The sequence below is a fragment of the Sphingomonas aerolata genome (assembly GCF_023935825.1).
GTDB lineage: Bacteria > Pseudomonadota > Alphaproteobacteria > Sphingomonadales > Sphingomonadaceae > Sphingomonas > Sphingomonas aerolata.
This window is the reverse complement of the sequence record NZ_CP098762.1, coordinates 3,750,424-3,767,727: the sequence shown is the minus strand read 5'-3', so window position 1 is coordinate 3,767,727 and position 17,304 is coordinate 3,750,424. Positions and strand designations below refer to the sequence as shown.

Below are 17,304 nucleotides of genomic sequence, written 5' to 3'. Positions count from 1 at the left end.
GCAGGGGAAAAGCTACAGTCGTGTCGTCGCCCGTTGCACATTGCCCGATGGTCGCTCGCTCTCATGTGCGGTTCTGGCCGCCGGCGCCGCAGTCCGATGGGACAGCTATTGGCGGCGGTATCGAATGGGCGACTGTCGCTAAGCATTCATATCGCCATCGTCGCAAGCTTGGTATCGCAGTGGTATCGCAGATTGCAAAATTGGGGCCCCCGAAGGTCCGATCACGTCACTCAAACGACGTATTTCTGCGGTTTTCTAGTGAACAGAGCGCATTCGTAATGCGGGGGTCACAGGTTCGAGTCCTGTAAGCGGCACCATACTACAAAGGTGCGGTCGAGCAGGGCGAATTTTAAGATTTGCTCGCGTTGCGCTTGACTTGTAGGATAATGTTGCTCAGATGTTCTCGCCGCAGCGATAGGCGGGGGATGGCATGGTCCAGACATCAGGCACGGTAAGCGGACCGCACTTTCACGGTGGCTACGGACGGGCATGGTGCCATCGGCGCTAGGTCCTGACGGTCTCGAACTCAAATTCAATCCATGGCATGATCCGGCGGACGGCCGGTTTACATTTGCAGGCGCGGGGCGCCATGATGGATCGACCCAAACCGATACGACGAGCGCCAGAAACGATTGTGCGCGTTCTGGGAGCGGTCGCGCTCCAAGCCCAGGGGATAATCATACATCGCGGACCGCAAAACCGCCAAAGGCTGAAACGCCCCGCGCCCGATCGCTCACGGGCGACAACCCGAAATCGGTAGAACGCAGGTCGGCCAAGGTGCAGTCCACGTGGATCCCGGGAGCGCGGCCCGGTGGTCAGCCGAACCCCGTCGCCGAATTCGTTGGTGGCGTCGGTCAGGGACTTTATGATGTTGGGGAAGGAACCGCGGCGGGAGTCCATGCTGCGCTAACAACAAATCCGGTAACGACTGTTCGCAACGCCGGCCGTGGCATCGCGGCCATGATCGACACCGCAATCGCTGCTGAGGATGCCCCAGCCCATATCCAGGCCTCCCGCGCGGCAAGCGCCGTTGCCAACGCCTCGGCGCGGGACATCGGTCGCGCCGCAGAAAAGGTTGCTGGGAACGTCGCGCTGACGGTAGCGCCGGGGGCGGCGCTCTCCAAGGCTGCCGCATTGCGTCGACTCGCTATCGCGAGGCCGCGTATAACCTTTGACCCGCCGCAAATCGGCTGGGTCAAGGAGACGACCAAGTCAAAAATGCCTTGGAAACCCTATAACGATTCGACGCCCGGCGCGCGCGCCGGTCAGGCGCCAACGTTGATGCGGACGATGCCCAACGGTTCTAAGCGGCCGGTGAAGTTTGACGGCATTCAGGGCGATTATATGGTCGACCGAAAATGGGCTGTCGTAAACAGGCCTCGTTCGCGGGCCCAGATTTTGCGGCAGTCGGAGGTATTGGCACAACACCGTCTGATCGGGACGTGGGAGGTCCCTACGCCTGTCGAGAAAACCAAAGCACTGAAACTGCTCAAGCAGATGAGCATCACGAACATCCACGTAAGGGTTGTGAAGCCATGATCGCTATGCAGGTTGCAGAAATTATCGCGGAGTATGCCGTGTTCCTCGAACTGACCGACGACGAGGAACTTAACCCTGACACCGCCGTGAAGATGATGGAAGCCTTAGCTAGCCATCTTCAAGAGATGGACAAGGGATTTCTCCGTGAGCTCGTGAACGCGTTTCCGATCATAGCGGAAGAATATAGTGGCGAGGCGCAAGAGGTGGTGCGCAACATATATTATGGCTACTATCTTGAAGAGGCTCTTGCAGTTGACGACCCGGTCAAGCTGGCTAGATTGGAAGCGTTGCGCGACGCGAGGGGCTGAGCGGCCGTCGCTGTGACCCATGAAACCTTCTAAATCCCACTTCGTAGCGCCGCGGTTGCGCGCGAGCGTCGTGAGGCTGTGGCGCAATAGGTAGGAGCGCCACTCGCGGCCCTCGGCAGTCCGAGCTTCGTAAGCAAGGTGTCCCAGGCCCGGTCGACATCCTGCACCGCTCGCCCGTGATAATTGACCAGCCAGCCGAGGCCGGCGCGGTTCCCCAATTTGATTTACGTGAGGTCGCGTATTCGGCCCATAGCCGGCGATCGAGCGTCGGGAGGACGGGCGGCAAAGCTCGATGCTTCTTGTTTTGCGTCCTGCCCTGCAGGTTCAGGTCGATCGTTGGTACACCTGGCCACCACTGCGGACTGCCGCGTTGCCATAGCGGAGTGGTGACGTTAGGAGACAACATATCATCGCATATGAGGAAGTCTCTTGGCACGCTGGACGATGCGGACTGTGACACGATTATCGGGCGGGGCTGTGCCGCTTCGGCTGCGGCACACGCTTGGCGCGATCGGGATGATGGCAGGGTCGCCAGCGGTTGCGCAGGCCGTCGAGGAGCCAGCGGAGCGGAACGAGATCGTCGTGCTGGGGACCCGGACATCGCGGGACGCGACGCTTTCCTCCGATCGCGCGACCGAAGTCATGTCGCAATCGAGCCGGTCGCTCGAACAGGACATCCTGCGGGCGGCGGGGACGTACCGGTTGAGCGACGCGCTGGAATTGGTGAGCGGCAGCAGCCAGCAGAATAATCGCGGGGGCTTTGCCGACAATTTCGCGATCCGCGGCTTCCTGAGCACCGCCGATGGCGGCGGCGAATATTATACCGATGGCTTCATCGCCAATCGCGGCAGCGCCCCCGCGCGGGACCCCGCGACGATCGAGCGCATCGAGATCCTCAAGGGCCCTGCCGGCGCCGTCTTCGGCGATATCGATCCCGCCGGACGGGTCAATATGGTCAGCAAGACGCCGCGCTTTGCATCACAGGCGTCGGCGACGCTGAACTATGGTTCGTTCGACACGCGCCGCATCGAACTCGACGCGACGGGGCCGCTGACCGGGACGCTCGCCGCGCGGATCGTGGTCGCGACCGAAGACAGCGACGGGTACCGCGATTTCGTGACGGTGAAGCGCCGCGTCGTGTCCCCGTCGCTGACCTTCCGGCCGAGCGACGCCGTACGGCTCACCTATCTCGCCCAGCATATCGTCTATGACGCGCCGTTCGATCGCGGTGTGGCGGCGGTCGATGGCGATCCGCTCGCGCTGCCGGCGTCGCGGTTCCTTGGCGAACCCTCGAACGGGCCGACGCGCGCACGCGACACCCGCCATCAGTTGACCGGCGAAGCGCGGCTGGGCGGGACATGGTCGCTCGTCGGCGGCGTTGCCTATCGGACCGGCACGTTGCGGGGCTTTTCGGCGGATCCGTCGCGCCTCGTCGACGGACACACGCTGTGGCGGCAGCGCCGCGAACGGGGTTACGAAGTCGAGGATCTGTCCGCGCGTCTCGAAGTGCGCGGCGAAGTGCAGGCGCTGGGGCTTCATCGTCCGAGCCTGGGCATCAAGGGCTACACGCTCGACTATCTCGAACTGCTGAACCGGCGAAATCCGACCGCCGCCAATCCCTATGCGATCGACGTCTTCAACCCCGTCTACGGCGAGACACAGGCCCTGCCGCTTCTGCCCAGTATCGATCAGCGCGAAACGCGGCGCGTGGTGTCGCTCTACGCGCAGGACGCCTGGGCGGTGACCGATCGGCTCGATCTCGTCGGTGGCGTCCGCCTCGACGCCTATCGGCAGCAGCTCGCGCGCAATCTCGTCAAGGCGACGACCGTGTCCAGGGGGCGCCCCGTCAACTTCCGCCTGGGTGCGCGCTATGCCGTCAGCGACGCGCTCTCGGTCCACACCAACTGGGGTGAGTCGTTCCAGCTGAATTCCGGCAGCGGCGCGGGGGGTGTCGCGTTCGCCCCCGAACAGGGGCATGGCTACGAGATCGGCGCGGCGGGCCGCTGGCGCGGTATCGATGTCGGCCTCACGTGGTTCGATATCAAAAAGAGCAACGTCCTCACGACGGATCCGAACGACGCCAATTTCCTGGCGCCGGTGGGATCGCTGACGAGCCGCGGCGTCGAATTCGATGCCTCGCTGCGGCTTGCCGCGGGGTGGCAGGCGGTGGTGAACTATGCCTGGACCCGGGCGCGCACCGACGATCGGTCGTTCGCCACGCCGCTGGCGCTGAACGTCCCCGATCATTCGACGACGGCCTTCATCGTGCACCGCTTCGATCCCGGCACCGGCCGGGACTGGCAGATCAGCGGCGGCGTCGCCTATGTCAGCAAGCGGTCCGGCGCGACCGACGCCAGCGGGCTCATGCTGCCCGACTATATTAAGGTGAAGGCGTCCGCCGACATTCCGCTATCGAGTTCGCTGACGGTCCGCGCCGAGGTCGATAACCTGTTCGACGAGCGCTACGCGCAAAGCTCGTACAATTCGGTCTGGATCTATCCAGGCGCGCCACGCACCGTGCGCGCGTCGCTGCGAGCGGAATTCTGAATGGCGATAATGACGGACCAGACGCGCGCTGCCGCACCCGATCGCGATATCCCGCGCAGGCGACTGGAGAGCATCGACGCGGTGCGCGGGATCGTGATGATCCTGATGCTGCTAGACCATCTGCGCGAGACATGGCTTGTCCTCGTTCCCATGCCCGATCCGGTGGATGCGAACACGGTCATGCCGGCACTCGCGATCGCGCGCTTCGCCGCCAGCTTCTGCGCGCCGATCTTCGTCGCGCTGACCGGCCTTTCCGCCTATCTCTTCGGCGTCAGCCACACGCCGCGCGAAACCGCCGCCTTCCTGGCAAAGCGCGGCGTGCTGCTGATGGCGATCGACGTGCTGTACCTCTCACCGCTTTATTGGGGGGTGGTGCCGCAGCCGACCTTCTGGCTGCAGGTGATCTGGTGCCTCGGCCTGTGCATGATCCTGCTCGCCGGGCTGATAGGGCTCCCCCGGCCGGCACGGATCACACTGGGACTGGTGCTGGTGTGTGGCCACAATCTGCTCGATCCCGTTCGGCTGCACCAGGGGGACACGCTGTTTCCGGTCTGGGCGTTGCTGCACCAGCGCGACGTCATCGCCCTGCCGTTCGGGTTCCTGGCCAGGACGACCTATCCGATCCTTCCGTGGCTGGGGGTCATGCTGCTCGGTCACGCGATCGGGCCGTGGTTTGACCGCATGGTCGAATCCGCGCAGCGCTGGCGATATCTGACGCGGCTCGGCATCGGGATGATCGTCGGCTTCATCACGCTGCGCGCGTTCAACCTCTATGGCGACGCGCCCCGGCATGTGGTCGACAACAGCCCGCTGCGGACGGCGATCAGCTTCCTGTCGATGACGAAATATCCGCCGTCGCTCCTGTTCCTGCTGCCGACCCTGGGCGGCGGAGCGCTGCTGCTGGCGCAATGCGAGCGACTGGCGAGCTCACGGCTTGTCTCCGGTCTGGCCGTCTTTGGCGCCGCACCGATGTTCTTCTATCTGTTTCATCTCACCATGCTGCGCATCCTCTATCACGCGGCGCTGGCGTGGTGGGGGCCGACCGACGGCGCGGTCTTCATGGTCGATGGCTATGCCTGGGTGCTCATATGGTACGTCGCCCTGATCATGCCGTTTGCGCTTCCGACGATGTGGTTCGCACGGTTGAAGCAGCGTCGTCGGGATATTGCGTGGCTGCGGTTTTTCTGATGGCAGGTCCGCATCGGTGCGGTGACGACGCGATCACGCGGCCCCCGCCGGGCATGCCGCAGCTCAGGCGGCGTGTCTGACGGCCATCGCGACGATATATTCGATCACCTGTTCGGGGATCGGGTTGGCGACCTCCAGCCCGAATCCCCCGAGATAGGACCACGCCACCCAACCGGGATATTGGGCGAGCCCGGGTATGTCGAGCGAGAGAAACCGACCGATCGTGACGCCATATTCGGACTGGATATTGAAACCCCGGGACGAGACATTCTGAACGATCGCCGCGTGTGTGTCGCCGAAGCCGGTGACGATCGTCACGGGGAGGCTGATCGCACGACGCGTGCAATTGCGTCGATCGAGCAGATCGTGGCTGATGTCGCTGGCGAGGCGGCGGTAGGTCTTCATACGCCACATCTAGGCCATCAACCCTAATGCCGCGTTAAGCACGCGTCGCTCGCGTCAAAAGGCGGCGAACCCGCAATCCGCGTCCTCGTCGATACCAACCGGGGCGGGGGGCGTGGTGGTCGCCGATGGAGACGAGCGCAGGCGCGTGTCGCCCTGTAGGTCCGGTCGTTCGATCATCTGCCGAAATGCCCCGGCGCCACGCTGCGCGCCCTCGATGCGGAATTTCGCCGCCTGGTCCGACAGCGCTGCGACTTCGGCGGTCAGGTTGCGCGCCGCCGCGGAGGTCTGTTCGACCATCGCCGCATTCTGCTGCGTTGCCTGGTCCATCGCACCGACCGCCATGCTGACCTCGGTAATCGCGCTCGACTGAGCACGATTGTCGTCCGCGATCCCGGCGAGCAGCGTGTGCACGCCGCGCACATCCGTCGAGATCGCCGACAGCGCACCATCGACCCGCTGCACGCGTTCCACCGCGGTGCCGATATCGGCCTGCGTCGCGGTCAGCTGGTCGCGCGCGCGTCCGGCTTCCTCCTCGGCTCGCATGGCGAGCGCGGACACGAGGTCGGCGACGACCGCAAACCCACGGCCCGCCTCGCCGGCACGCCCTGCCTCGACCGCGGCATTCATCGCCAGCACGCGCGTCTGGAACGCGATCTTGTCGAGTCCTTCGATCACGCTGTCGATCCCGGTCGCGCTTTCGCTGACCCGGGTCATCGCCTGGACCGCCTCGTCCGCGATCCTGCGCCCGTCCGCCACGGTGGTGATCGCGCCGTCCGCCCGCTCGACGGTCTGGCCCGCGGCGACCGCCGTAGCCTTGAGGCGCTGATCCATCTGCGCGATCGCGGCCGCGGTCTGCTCGAGGCTGGCCGCGTTGCTTTCGGTGCGCCGGGCGAGATCCTCGCTGGCCTGCGCGATCTCCTGTGATCCGGTCCGGATCATCATCGCCCCTTGCGCGACCGATCCGATCAGCCCGCGCAGGCTGGCGAGCGCGCTGTTGAAGTTGCTCTTGAGCCCGGTGAACGGCGCATGCAGGTCCGCGACCACCTCGGCAGTCAGATCGCCCTGCGCCAGCGCGGTGAGGCCGGTGCCCAGGCTGTCGACGATCAGCGCGGCCTGTGCCTGTTTCGCGGCCTCGGCCTCCTGAAGCTGGTTGCGGAACGCCAGCATCGCCTTCGCCATGTCGCCCAGTTCATCGCTGCGATCCGCGCCGGTCACCTCGGCGGCGAGATTGCCGTCGCCGAGTGCGCGCATCGTGCCGGCAAGGACCACGATCGGCTGCACGACCCGGCGCTGTGCGACCATCACGAACGCCAGCGTTCCGGCAATGCCGACCGCCAGCGTGATGGCGAGCAGGATCATCGCGATCGTGCCGAGCTGCTCCGCTTTCTCGGCGGACCGTGTCGAATTCGTCTCGATCGCATCCGACGCCGTGCCCATCGACACTTCGAGCACGCGGAACTGATCGAAGAACCCGGGCAGCATCGCACGCGCGGCGACCGGATCGCGGCCGACGCGATCGATGACCTGCGTCGCGACGCGGACATAGGCTTCCATCGGCGCCGCCAGCCTGGACGTTACCGCGGCGACCGCGGCGTCGCCGGTGTACGCCGAATCCGCTGCGATCCCTTCGCGCAGGGCGACGAGATGCTCGCGGAAATCCTTCTGGATATCATCCGGCTTGATCGCGCTGCCGGGCTCCGCCGCCTGGAATGTGGCGAGCACGTCGCTGCGGATCGCGTCGTGCATCATGTCCGCGCCCTGGTGATTGGAAAGCAGCGTCGTCGCATCGGTCAGGCGGTGCAGCGCGGCGCTCTGCATCCACGCCGCGCCGATGCCGGTCACACCGCAGAGCAGCATCAGTCCGAACAGGACCATGCCCGCCATCCGGATCATACGGGTCAGCGACATCGCATCACGCGACCGGGACTTCGTCATCATAGTTTTGCTGGCCTGTTCCGTACTGGGACACATTTCGACTTCTATAATAGGCGGGAATGCAGTGCTCGGAGGTGGCGCGTGGATATTATGACGGTGCCTCGACTGGTCGGACCCGCCCTATTACTGTCCGCGGCCTGGACGTTACCTGCCTGGGGGCAGTCCGGCCCGCCAGAAGTCGTGCAAGACCCCCCGCCACGGGCCGTCGCGATCACGGGACGCTATGTCGTCGATCTCATGGGCAACGTCGCTGGCGGCGACGCGCGGGGCGCGCGGGTGCTCGATAATTTCGAGGTCACGGCCGATGGCGACCTCGCCCGGCTGGCCGGCTGGCGCGGCGCGCGCGCGCATCTCCATGTACTCAGCAATCAGGGGGGATCGATCAATGCGCTGGCGGGGACGGTGCAGGGCGTCGACAATATCGAGGTCGCTGACAGCCGCGTGAAGCTGTACGAGGCGTGGGTCGAACAGGATCTTGCGGGTGGGCGCGCCGCGCTGCTGGTCGGGCTGTCCGATCTGAACGTCGACTTCTACCAGAATGATTCCGCGGGCATGCTGGTCGCGCCGGCGTTCGGCATCGGCTCGGAGCTCGCGGCGACGGGGCCCAACGGGCCCTCGATCTTCCCCTCGACCGCGCTGACGATGCGACTGAAGACGTCCATCGGCACATCTGGCTATTTCCACGCTGCCGTCGTGAATGCGAGGGCAGGGGTGTTGGGCGATACGACGGGGATCGACCTCGGAATGCACGACGGCGCGCTTCTGATCGCGGAGGCCGGGACACGCGCCAACGGCAAGCTTGCGTTCGGTGCGTGGCGATACACACGGCAGCAGGACGACATGCGGGCGTGCGACGGCAACGGCGATCCGGTCAAACGGACGGCGATCGGCGCCTATGTGCTGGTCGATCAGCGGCTGGTCGGTGACGACGGCCGGGGCATTGATCTGTTCCTGCGCGCGGGCATATCGGACGGGAAGACGACGCCGTTTCGCGGCGGTTTTCAAACCGGGCTGCTCGCACGCGGCCTCGTTCCCGGACGGCCCGACGGGCAATTCTCGATCGGCGTCGCGCAGGGCCTGTTATCGCAGGCTCTCCGTCAGACGGTGCGCGATGCGGGCGATCGCGCCGATGCCGCGGAGACGGGCATCGAGATCACCTATCAGGATCGGGCGGCGCCCTTCCTCGCGGTCCAGCCCGACGTGCAATATGTTCGCCGCGCCTATGCCGGCGCAGGCCGCCGGTCGGCGTTCGTGGTCGGGCTGCGGCTGATCGCCGAATTTTCACGTCGCTGACGGTCAGCCTCATCGCGGCTCCTGCGGGTCCCCGGGGACTGGCGTTGCCGTGAGCAACGGCCAGCCGCGTCCGATCCGCGCAGCTCGCTCAGGCGGCCTGTGAGTGAAGCGCGTGCATGCGAGAGACGAAGGGAAGCGTTTCGACGAACGGCACGGGGCGGCTGAAATAATAGCCCTGCGCGCTGTCGCACTTCTCAGCGACCAGGATATTCAACTGGTCGAGCGTCTCGACCCCCTCGGCGGTCGACAGGATCCCGAGGCTCCCGCAGAGCCCCGTCACCGCACGCACGATCGCCAGGCTGTCGCTGTTGGTGCCGAGATCGCGGACGAACGACTGATCGATCTTGACCCGGTCGAACGGGAAATTGCGGATATGGCTCAGCGACGAATAGCCCGTGCCGAAATCATCGAGCGAGATGAGCACGCCCAGTTGCTTGATGTCACGCAACTGTTTCAGGACGCTCGCCGTGTCGTCGAGCATCGCGCTTTCGGTGATCTCCAGTTCCAGGCGACGCGGATCGAGGCCGCTGACACGCAGCGCGTGTGCGACGACCGCCGGCAGCGTCCCCGACTTGAACTGCAGCGCCGAGAGATTGACCGCGATCTTGACGCTGTCCGGCCAGCATGCCGCATCCCGACAGGCGCGCGTCAGGACGAATTCGCCGACCGCGCCGATCAGCCCGATCTCCTCGCACACGCTGATGAATTCGTTCGAGCGCGTCGACCTCGACCATGGTGACGCCGATGCTCGCGCCGATCTGGATATGGTGACCACCAATCTCAAAGGGTTGCGTCAGTGCCTCGATGATGCGGCGGCACAGTTGCTCGATCGCATGGTCCGACGTGACATGCTGGACGAGGACCGAGAATTCGTCGCCGCCCAGCCGGGTCACGACGTCATGATGACGGACCAGCGTGACGAGACGCGATGCCACCGCGACGAGCAGCGCGTCGCCGACCGGGTGGCCGAGCGTGTCGTTGACGAGCTTGAACCGGTCGAGGTCGAGACACAGCATCGCGCAACGATCACCGCTGCGGGCGTTGCGCATCATCTCGTCGAGCCGTTCGCGCAGCATGGTACGGTTGGGAAGATCGGTCAGGGCATCGTGCCGCGCCAGATGCGCGAGGCGCGCGGACGCGTTGCGCGCTTCGGTGACGTCGGCAACGGTGTCGAGAAAGCCGCCATCGACCAGCCGGGTGCGCTCGATCGTGATGGTCCGTCCATCCGGCCAGCGCTGTTCGATCCTCGCGCCATAGGCGGAGGCCGCGCCGTCATATTCCTCGACCAGTCGACGATGCTCGTCGGCCGTGCTGACCGACAGACAGGGACTGTTGCTCAGCAGCTGGTCGAGCGTCAGGCCGGGAACGGCATGATCGAGCCCGTAGATGTCGAGGAACCGCTGATTGGTCAGCACCAGCCGCCGGGACGCATCGAACAACGCGAGCCCCTGGTTCATGTTGTCGAGCGCGGCCTTGAACCGCAAATTCTGAAGCGCGCTTTCCGCCAGCGCGACCTCCAGTTCCTGCGCCATCAGGCGGTTCGCGCGATCCGATCGCCGCCGGTCGACATCGGTTTCGGCATAGGTCGCCGACACCAGCGCGAGCAGGCGATCCGTGTCGATCCCGCCGTCGGGCCGTCGCGCGCGTTCCGCCTGGCGTGCCGCGATCCGGTGGAGCACCGGCGGCTCGGTAGTGATCGGGGGCGGGGGCTTCACGCACATTCCCCGATCAGCGTGATCGTCATCGTCTGATTGTGGAGGCACGGCACCGCGGTCTGATTTTGCGGCGCGATCTCGCCATAGGAATAGAAACCCGCCAGCGCGATGTCCGGGCCGAGCGCGGCGGCGACCGCGGCGATTTCCTCTTCGGTGCGCTGGCCCATCAGCAGCCGCCGCCCTACACAGCTGATCGCGAGGCAGGCAGAGGGTGACGTACCCCATGCGGTCGTCTGCTCGAGCGCGTGGTGCGCCGCGGTCGAGGCGCCGTTGATCAGCTCGTCGAACATCCCGCGCATCAGCCGTGCCTTCCACCCCTGCGGCATGTCGCCGGCAAAGGTCAGCGTCCCGGCGTCACGGTCGATGGCGAGCAATGTGCGGACGACGCGAACATCGGGGTGGGCGGGATCCCAGATCTCGAGAGGATAGAGCAGCCCCGATGCAGGCAGATCCACCGCCTCCTCACCGAGATAGCGCTCGTACAGTGCGAGCGCCGGCTCGCCGTCGAGTCCGCGCAGTACCGATCCCGCCGCATCGTTGATCGTGCGTACGGGGCCGAAGGGCTGCCAGCCTCCCGCGCTGCCATGCGCGAACCGGACATGGTCGCCGTAGAAGCCGATGGCGGCGACGACGTCTGCGTGGTGATCGGATCGACGGGTATGCCGATCCTTAACGCTGTCGGCACGTCGTTGATTGCTGTCACCGCCTTCGGCCTGACGACCGCTGCTAATTATGCATTCTCCGGGCTGGTCGACTGGCCGCTTGCCTTCGTCTTCATTGGCGGCGGGGTCGTCGGCGGGTTGATCGGCACACGCATCGCCAAGCGCCTTGGCTCGGGCGGAACGCTTACCACCGTCTTCGCGGTGCTGATCTTCGTCGTGGCAGCTTACATGCTCTGGAAGAGCGCAGGCGCGTTTCTCTGATGGGAAGCGCGATTGCCATCGGACCGCTCATGATGGCGGTCGAACGCGGACTGGCGGTGCTATGCATCGTCGTGTTCCTGGGGCTGACAACCTTGGCAGGGCGGTTCCGCTTCCCGCGGGTGTCCACGGTCGCCACCAGTGCCATCGTCGCTGGACTGGTGGCGGCGCGGATCGGCTATGTCGCGGCACATTGGGCGAGCTATGCTGAGGCCCCGCTATCTATTTTCGCTGTATGGCAGGGCGGCTTCTCCGCCATCGCCGGCATCATTGGTGCTTCGGCCATGCTGGCCTTCCAACTCGGCCGAACACGCGCCTTGGCGGTGGGCTGGGGAGCATTGGCAATAGCGGGTGGACTGTGGTTCACGCTCCAGGCGCTTATCCCGCCCGTGACCTACGGCCCCTTCCCCTATCATCTAACGTTGACGACGCCGTCCGGCGCTCCTCTCCCGCTTGCGCGCTTCCAGGGCCGCCCCTTCGTGGTCAATCTATGGGCGACATGGTGCGGGCCGTGCCGGCGCGAGCTGCCAATGCTCGACGCCGCGGCAACGCGCAATCGGGATGTGCCGATCCTGCTCGCCGATCAGGGTGAGGCACCAGCAATCGTCACCGGATTTCTTACCCGTGAAGGCATCGGCGTGAACAATGTCGCGCTGGATCCTTCCCGTGGGCTTTTCCAAGCCTTCGAAATGGCTGGTTATCCCGCAACCGCCTTCGTCGCTGCGGACGGCACGATCGTGCAGCTTCAGCTCGGCGAGCTGTCGCGCGCCGCCCTCGCCGATGGGATCGATATGGCAAGGAAACACCGATGAACCGACGCAACCTTCTCTCTCGCAGCTTTCTGGCCTTGCTCGCCGTCGCCGTGCCGACAATGCCAGCAGTCGCGCAGCAACCCGATCTGTCGCGCAAGGCGGTCGTGGACGATCCCGTTGCTCCGAAGCGTGCCGGCTTAGCCTATGACGTCACCGTTGTTGAGTTTTTCGACTACAACTGCCCCTATTGCCGGCGAATGGAGCCGGTGCTGAACGCGCTCGTCGCGGCCGACCCTAAGGTTCGGATCGTCTATCGCGACTGGCCGATTTTCGGCCCTGCATCCCGGGAGGCCGCACGGGCTGCGGACGCAAGCCAATGGCAGGGCAAACATGCCGCCTTTCATGAGACGCTGCTGACCTCGCCCGCACGGCTCGATAGCGCCGGGGTCAAGGCCGCTGCCGCGAAAGCCAAGGTGGACTGGCCACGTCTGCAACGCGACCTGAAGACGCGCGGTGCAGAAATCGATGCGTTCCTCGCACGCACCAACGCTATCGCTCAAGCGATCGGGTTCAACGGAACACCGGCGCTGATCGTCGGCTCACAAGTGGTGGCCGGCGCGGTTGATCTGCCGACGCTACGCCGGCTTGTCGCAACGGCGCGCAGCAAGCCTCAGGCTCGCTGAACATGCCAGAGCCGCTCAATCGCAGGCAGGCAGTCGGGCTTGGGGCCGTCGTCGTGACTAGTTGGGCAGTCGGACAGATGCTGCGACGCACAGCGCCGATCGGTCGCGACGTTGGTCCGACCGCTGACCTGATTCTGGCGGGCAGCGGTTCGCCTGAATACGGCCCTGCCAATGCCACGCTGCGACTTGCCGTGTTCACCGATTATCGTTGCCCGGCCTGTCGTCACGCCTTTTCCGCACTGGAAGAGGCGGTGCGACGCGATGGCAAGGTTCGGGTCATCTACAAGGACTGGCCGATCTTCGGTCCGCCGTCCGAACGCGCCGCGAGCGTTGCGCTCGCCTGTGTCGAACAGGGCATCTACCCGGCCGTTCATCGCCAGCTGATGACCGACAGTCGTTTGATCGACGACGACATGCTGAGGGACATTGTCACCGGCGCTAGCGGGGACTGGCTGCGCGCGACGACCTGGCTTGCTTCGCATGCACAGGCTGTCGCAGCGCGTCTGCGCGCGAACGGCCAAGAGGCCTATTCGATCGGTTTGGCCGGCACCCCGGGCTTTCTTGCCGGACGCATGCTGGTGATGGGCGCAATCGAAGCGGGTGATTTCGAACGGTTGTTCGCGCGGGCGCGGACGGAAAGCTAACAGAGCGAGAGGACGAAAACATGATCGAGTATAAGCACGATGGTATGACCGTTGCGTCGCTCCATGACGAACGCACTGGTAGCTTCCAATATGTTGTCGTCGACGACACTACGAAAACGGCCGCGATCATCGATCCAGTCCTGGATTTTGACCCGCGCGCTGGTGCGACTGCGACCCGCAACGCCGATCTGATCCTCGACTATGTACGCGAGAAGGGGCTGACCGTCGAATGGGTGCTCGACACCCACCCACACGCCGATCATTTTTCAGCCGTTCCGTACCTCGCCGGCAAGACCGGTGGCAAAACCGCGATCGGCAACAAGATCGTGGAAGTGCAGAAGCTGTGGCGGGACATCTACTGCCTGCCCGATCTCGCCGTCGACGGCAGCCAGTGGGACCGGTTGTTTGCGGATGGCGAGCGTTTCCGGATCGGTACGCTAGACGCTCAAGTCATGCTGTCCCCGGGCCATACGCTCGCCTCGATCACTTATGTCGTCGGTGACGCCGCGTTCGTTCACGACACGCTGATGGTCCCCGATAGCGGCACAAGCCGGGCAGACTTCCCGGGTGGTGATGCTCATGCGCTGTGGCGCTCGATCCGCGCCATCCTCGATCTGCCACCCGAAACCGCAACCTATGTCGGGCATGACTATGGCAAGGATGGCCGGGACGTACTCGGTCACTCGACCGTCGCCGATCAGCGTCGCGACAACATTCATGTTCACGATGGCATCGACGAAGCCGAGTTCGTCGCAACCCGTGAGAAACGCGACGCATCGCTCCCACTACCCGACCTGATGCTCACCGCGCTTCAGGTGAACATACGTGGCGGCCGACTGCCAGATGCCGACGAATGTGGGACGGCGTTTCTCAAAGTGCCTTTGAACCGGTTTGGGCCTGCTGTCTTGTAACTTGGGCCAAGCTAGAGCGGCTTAAATTTTCGGTGTCAGGATCGACCGAGACCAGACGTGCCGGCTTTGGATGCTCCGCACCTAAACGCTTGCAGGTCGTAGACATTGGTCAAGTTCGAGACACTTTAGGCTTTTGGAACGGAACTAGGGCTAGTCACAGACGATAATTCTGCCATCTTTCTCAGATGATAATTCTGTACAGCGTACTTGCGGTCGTCTGGGGCCTCCCAATTGCTATCATACTGGCAACCTCAGTCGGCTATGGCGTTTCCCCTCGCTTCGCTGAATTTATGCGAACACATCTAGGGTTCTGACAACAGCATCACGTGCCGTGAGCCGGTTATCGATAATGCACGAAGACATCGGCTGTCTGTTTTTGCGTCGACTTGGGAAACAGCCGTTCTGGCTGTACCGCGGAAACGCTCAGTCCGCCTGCCGGAGCTGTAGAGCAGACTGTTCAGACCCACGGATCGGCGTTTGGGGCGGGCAGGTCTGCGCAGGCAGCAACGTGGCAATTCTTGCTCGAGTTAAAAACGGCCTGTATCACCGCGAGATTGCAGTTCTGAAATGCGCTTGCGACGTAGACGGCTCTCTGCGAGGCAGACCTAAGAGCCCGCTGACCCAAGACAGTGAGAGCTCGGCATCCCGCTCGCGACATCAAGCGTGTCACACAAGCGGGCGGGGTGCTTTACGAATATTCAACTATCAAGTGTGTAGCCAAAAACTGAGGCTATGGCCTTCAGTACCGCGTACCTTTTTAGCGCCTCGCCATGTTTTTTCGCACAGCCACGCCGGGCGCTTTCGCTTGATCGAACTAGCGCGTGTGGCCATTAACACCTTCTTTACCATAAGGTTGTATCAACAATCGTCTTGAAGAAATTCGTCGAGCGCTTGTGCATTGATGATGATTATCAATGAGGTGCAGCATGAATGCCTCCCACCGATCGAACTTCCCTGTGGCTCACTCTGCGGCCCACACTATGGTTAGTCGGTACGGGGTGGATGCTGCGTTCGTCGCCCAGCGCGAAGTCGATGCCAAGATTGAGCGCGGAGACCTCCAGGGGGCACTCGAACTTGATCAAGTACGCCGTGAACTTCTGGATCTCATCATAGATATAGAGCCTCCTGCGCATTACTGACCTACCGACGAATGAATTCGTGAAATTGTCCAATTCTCTTTTGCGCGCCGGGTGTTTGAGCGAACACCTGCTCGCTGGCGACGGCGGGACGAATTAGCGAGGCATGGCAGGCGGACTACAACACCGTGCGTGTCAACAGCACTCCTGCCAGGATGGCACTCGGCAACTCTACGACCCGCCCCGCCACGGGCATTTGGAAAACGCGCGAAGTTATCCGCGGCCGGGCAACATCCGCAGCGTCAAAGAGCAAGCGGACCGTGGTGCCGAAGAAGCGGCAAAGTCGGGCTTACTCAGTAAGCGCCAAAGTGCCGGCGAGACGCCTGCTAAATGCAGCGAATTCCAAGCTTGTGACCATTGGTCCTCAGTCGATTGCACACTCGGGTCGCAGCTAGGCTAGGGTGAGGCGGAGGTTCTGGCTGACGGTCCATATCGCAGGCCACTCGCCTGGAACGTCGCTTCTAGCCTAAAGATGAGGGTGGTCTGCCCTACTCTCACCACGATCCGTTTATGCGAACGGCTACGGGGGCTTTGATACATCACCACTCGAGCAGAGAGTAAGAAACCCGCCAATTCCAGTTAATGCGGCTTTCACCGTATGGAATTACAATTACGAAATAGAGTTCCTGCATAAGTCTCCTTGTCGAAAGACAAACACTTTTAACGCGGGGGGTTCATATGCGCTACTGGCCTATCGGTAAGCCCATCAGGGCTTAATAGTGTCAACAGCCTGAGCAGCTATCATCTTACTGCCGCATTTTGCAGGGGATAGCGCAATGCGTCACTGAAACAGTGGTAAGGCTCGCAGAGGCTGCTGACTGATACCTTTGTTTTTAACCTAACATATCTAATACGCGATATTGGAATACCGCAAAGCTCGATAACTGCTAAGCTCGAAAATGCCCGGCTTTCCAAGCCGGGCATCTTTTTGCCGTCAAGACCTGGTCATGTCCTTTACCGGCATCTCAAAAGTAAAGGCCCGAGGAACAAGCCCAAGCACTTTTACGGCCTTTCGCATTGCTTCGTTATGCGTCGATATCGTGAAGTGGATTTCCGTGAACCACCCGTTTAGGTGAGTCTTCCGAAACCGCGAAAGTACGGCAGCAAAGGCTGCAGGAGCAGTAGGCGAACCCCAGGCAAACGTGATTGTGAGCGTTCGATCATCATGGTCCTCGCCCCAATTAATACCGCCAACGCAAGTTCCGCTTTCATCAAAAGCCAGAATTGCGGGATGGTCCCATTTGCATGGTGGATATCTCAGCCAACCATTGCGCTGATGGTCGACACCCGCGGCGTAAGCAGCCCTCAGGCCTTCCTTGCTATGTGCG

General features: G+C 63.3%; 13 protein-coding genes and 2 pseudogenes. 10 read left to right on the top strand and 5 right to left on the bottom strand.

Going from position 1 to position 17,304, the window contains the following annotated elements:
- The first annotated feature begins 960 nt into the window (after nt 1-960).
- The 4 genes from NEF64_RS17230 (at nt 961) to NEF64_RS17215 (ending at nt 5,582) form a co-directional block, all read left to right on the top strand.
- Nucleotides 961-1,539, top strand: coding sequence for a hypothetical protein (locus NEF64_RS17230; protein WP_056408967.1), 579 nt, complete (start codon nt 961-963; stop codon nt 1,537-1,539).
- Nucleotides 1,536-1,847: a hypothetical protein gene (locus NEF64_RS17225; RefSeq protein ID WP_252574284.1), complete on the top strand. Its 312-nt coding sequence runs from the start codon at nt 1,536-1,538 to the stop codon at nt 1,845-1,847. Before NEF64_RS17230 ends, NEF64_RS17225 begins: the two co-directional genes overlap by 4 nt.
- A gap of 477 nt (nt 1,848-2,324) precedes the next feature.
- Nucleotides 2,325-4,394 (top strand): TonB-dependent siderophore receptor, encoded by a 2,070-nt coding sequence (locus NEF64_RS17220; RefSeq protein WP_252574282.1) that lies wholly within the window; start codon nt 2,325-2,327, stop codon nt 4,392-4,394.
- 9 nt (nt 4,395-4,403) lie between these two features.
- Nucleotides 4,404-5,582: an acetyltransferase domain-containing protein gene (locus tag NEF64_RS17215; RefSeq protein ID WP_252574280.1), complete on the top strand. Its 1,179-nt coding sequence runs from the start codon at nt 4,404-4,406 to the stop codon at nt 5,580-5,582.
- 63 nt (nt 5,583-5,645) lie between these two features.
- Here the strand turns inward: NEF64_RS17215 and NEF64_RS17210 are convergent, their stop codons facing one another.
- Together NEF64_RS17210 and NEF64_RS17205 are read right to left on the bottom strand one after the other, a co-directional pair.
- The gene (locus NEF64_RS17210; protein WP_252574278.1) at nt 5,646-5,987 is read right to left on the bottom strand and encodes a PilZ domain-containing protein; all 342 of its coding nucleotides are present in this window, start codon (nt 5,985-5,987) and stop codon (nt 5,646-5,648) included.
- 54 nt (nt 5,988-6,041) lie between these two features.
- Nucleotides 6,042-7,922, bottom strand: coding sequence for a methyl-accepting chemotaxis protein (locus NEF64_RS17205; RefSeq protein WP_234387266.1), 1,881 nt, complete (start codon nt 7,920-7,922; stop codon nt 6,042-6,044).
- Between the two features lie 180 nt (nt 7,923-8,102).
- Between NEF64_RS17205 and NEF64_RS17200 the strand changes: the two genes are divergently transcribed.
- Nucleotides 8,103-9,215, top strand: coding sequence for a carbohydrate porin (locus NEF64_RS17200; protein WP_234387267.1), 1,113 nt, complete (start codon nt 8,103-8,105; stop codon nt 9,213-9,215).
- A gap of 88 nt (nt 9,216-9,303) precedes the next feature.
- Here NEF64_RS17200 and NEF64_RS17195 read toward each other — a convergent pair whose 3' ends face one another.
- The 3 genes and pseudogenes from NEF64_RS17195 to NEF64_RS17185 form a co-directional block, all read right to left on the bottom strand.
- Nucleotides 9,304-9,912, bottom strand: a complete 609-nt coding sequence (locus NEF64_RS17195; protein WP_252574276.1) for an EAL domain-containing protein — start codon at nt 9,910-9,912, stop codon at nt 9,304-9,306.
- A 28-nt stretch (nt 9,913-9,940) separates the two neighbouring features.
- Nucleotides 9,941-10,747: pseudogene (locus NEF64_RS17190) on the bottom strand (diguanylate cyclase domain-containing protein); the annotation flags it as partial.
- A gap of 179 nt (nt 10,748-10,926) precedes the next feature.
- Entirely contained in the window at nt 10,927-11,550 is a 624-nt protein-coding gene (locus NEF64_RS17185) for an FIST signal transduction protein (RefSeq protein ID WP_420833718.1), read from the bottom strand.
- A gap of 21 nt (nt 11,551-11,571) precedes the next feature.
- Between NEF64_RS17185 and NEF64_RS17180 the strand changes: the two are divergent.
- The 5 genes and pseudogenes from NEF64_RS17180 to NEF64_RS17160 all read left to right on the top strand — a co-directional run.
- Nucleotides 11,572-11,853: pseudogene (locus tag NEF64_RS17180) on the top strand (TSUP family transporter); the annotation flags it as partial.
- A 29-nt stretch (nt 11,854-11,882) separates the two neighbouring features.
- Nucleotides 11,883-12,662: a TlpA disulfide reductase family protein gene (locus NEF64_RS17175; RefSeq protein WP_252574271.1), complete on the top strand. Its 780-nt coding sequence runs from the start codon at nt 11,883-11,885 to the stop codon at nt 12,660-12,662.
- Nucleotides 12,659-13,285, top strand: coding sequence for a DsbA family protein (locus NEF64_RS17170; protein ID WP_252574269.1), 627 nt, complete (start codon nt 12,659-12,661; stop codon nt 13,283-13,285). The genes NEF64_RS17175 and NEF64_RS17170 overlap by 4 nt, the downstream gene beginning before the upstream one ends.
- Nucleotides 13,286-13,287: 2 nt before the next feature.
- On the top strand, nt 13,288-13,929 hold the full coding sequence (locus NEF64_RS17165) for a DsbA family protein (protein WP_252574266.1): 642 nt from the start codon (nt 13,288-13,290) through the stop codon (nt 13,927-13,929).
- 20 nt (nt 13,930-13,949) lie between these two features.
- On the top strand, nt 13,950-14,840 hold the full coding sequence (locus NEF64_RS17160; protein WP_252574264.1) for an MBL fold metallo-hydrolase: 891 nt from the start codon (nt 13,950-13,952) through the stop codon (nt 14,838-14,840).
- The last annotated feature ends 2,464 nt before the right edge of the window (nt 14,841-17,304 follow it).

Bases quoted from the DNA above. Each gene is read 5' to 3' on its own strand.
- NEF64_RS17205 (WP_234387266.1), bottom strand. From the start codon at position 7,922: ATGACGAAGTCCCGGTCGCGTGATGCGATGTCGCTGACCCGTATGATC.
- NEF64_RS17170 (WP_252574269.1), top strand. From the start codon at position 12,659: ATGAACCGACGCAACCTTCTCTCTCGCAGCTTTCTGGCCTTGCTCGCC.
- NEF64_RS17225 (WP_252574284.1), top strand. From the start codon at position 1,536: ATGATCGCTATGCAGGTTGCAGAAATTATCGCGGAGTATGCCGTGTTC.
- NEF64_RS17230 (WP_056408967.1), top strand. From the start codon at position 961: ATGATCGACACCGCAATCGCTGCTGAGGATGCCCCAGCCCATATCCAG.
- NEF64_RS17160 (WP_252574264.1), top strand. From the start codon at position 13,950: ATGATCGAGTATAAGCACGATGGTATGACCGTTGCGTCGCTCCATGAC.
- NEF64_RS17215 (WP_252574280.1), top strand. From the start codon at position 4,404: ATGACGGACCAGACGCGCGCTGCCGCACCCGATCGCGATATCCCGCGC.
- NEF64_RS17210 (WP_252574278.1), bottom strand. From the start codon at position 5,987: ATGAAGACCTACCGCCGCCTCGCCAGCGACATCAGCCACGATCTGCTC.
- NEF64_RS17175 (WP_252574271.1), top strand. From the start codon at position 11,883: ATGATGGCGGTCGAACGCGGACTGGCGGTGCTATGCATCGTCGTGTTC.
- NEF64_RS17165 (WP_252574266.1), top strand. From the start codon at position 13,288: ATGCCAGAGCCGCTCAATCGCAGGCAGGCAGTCGGGCTTGGGGCCGTC.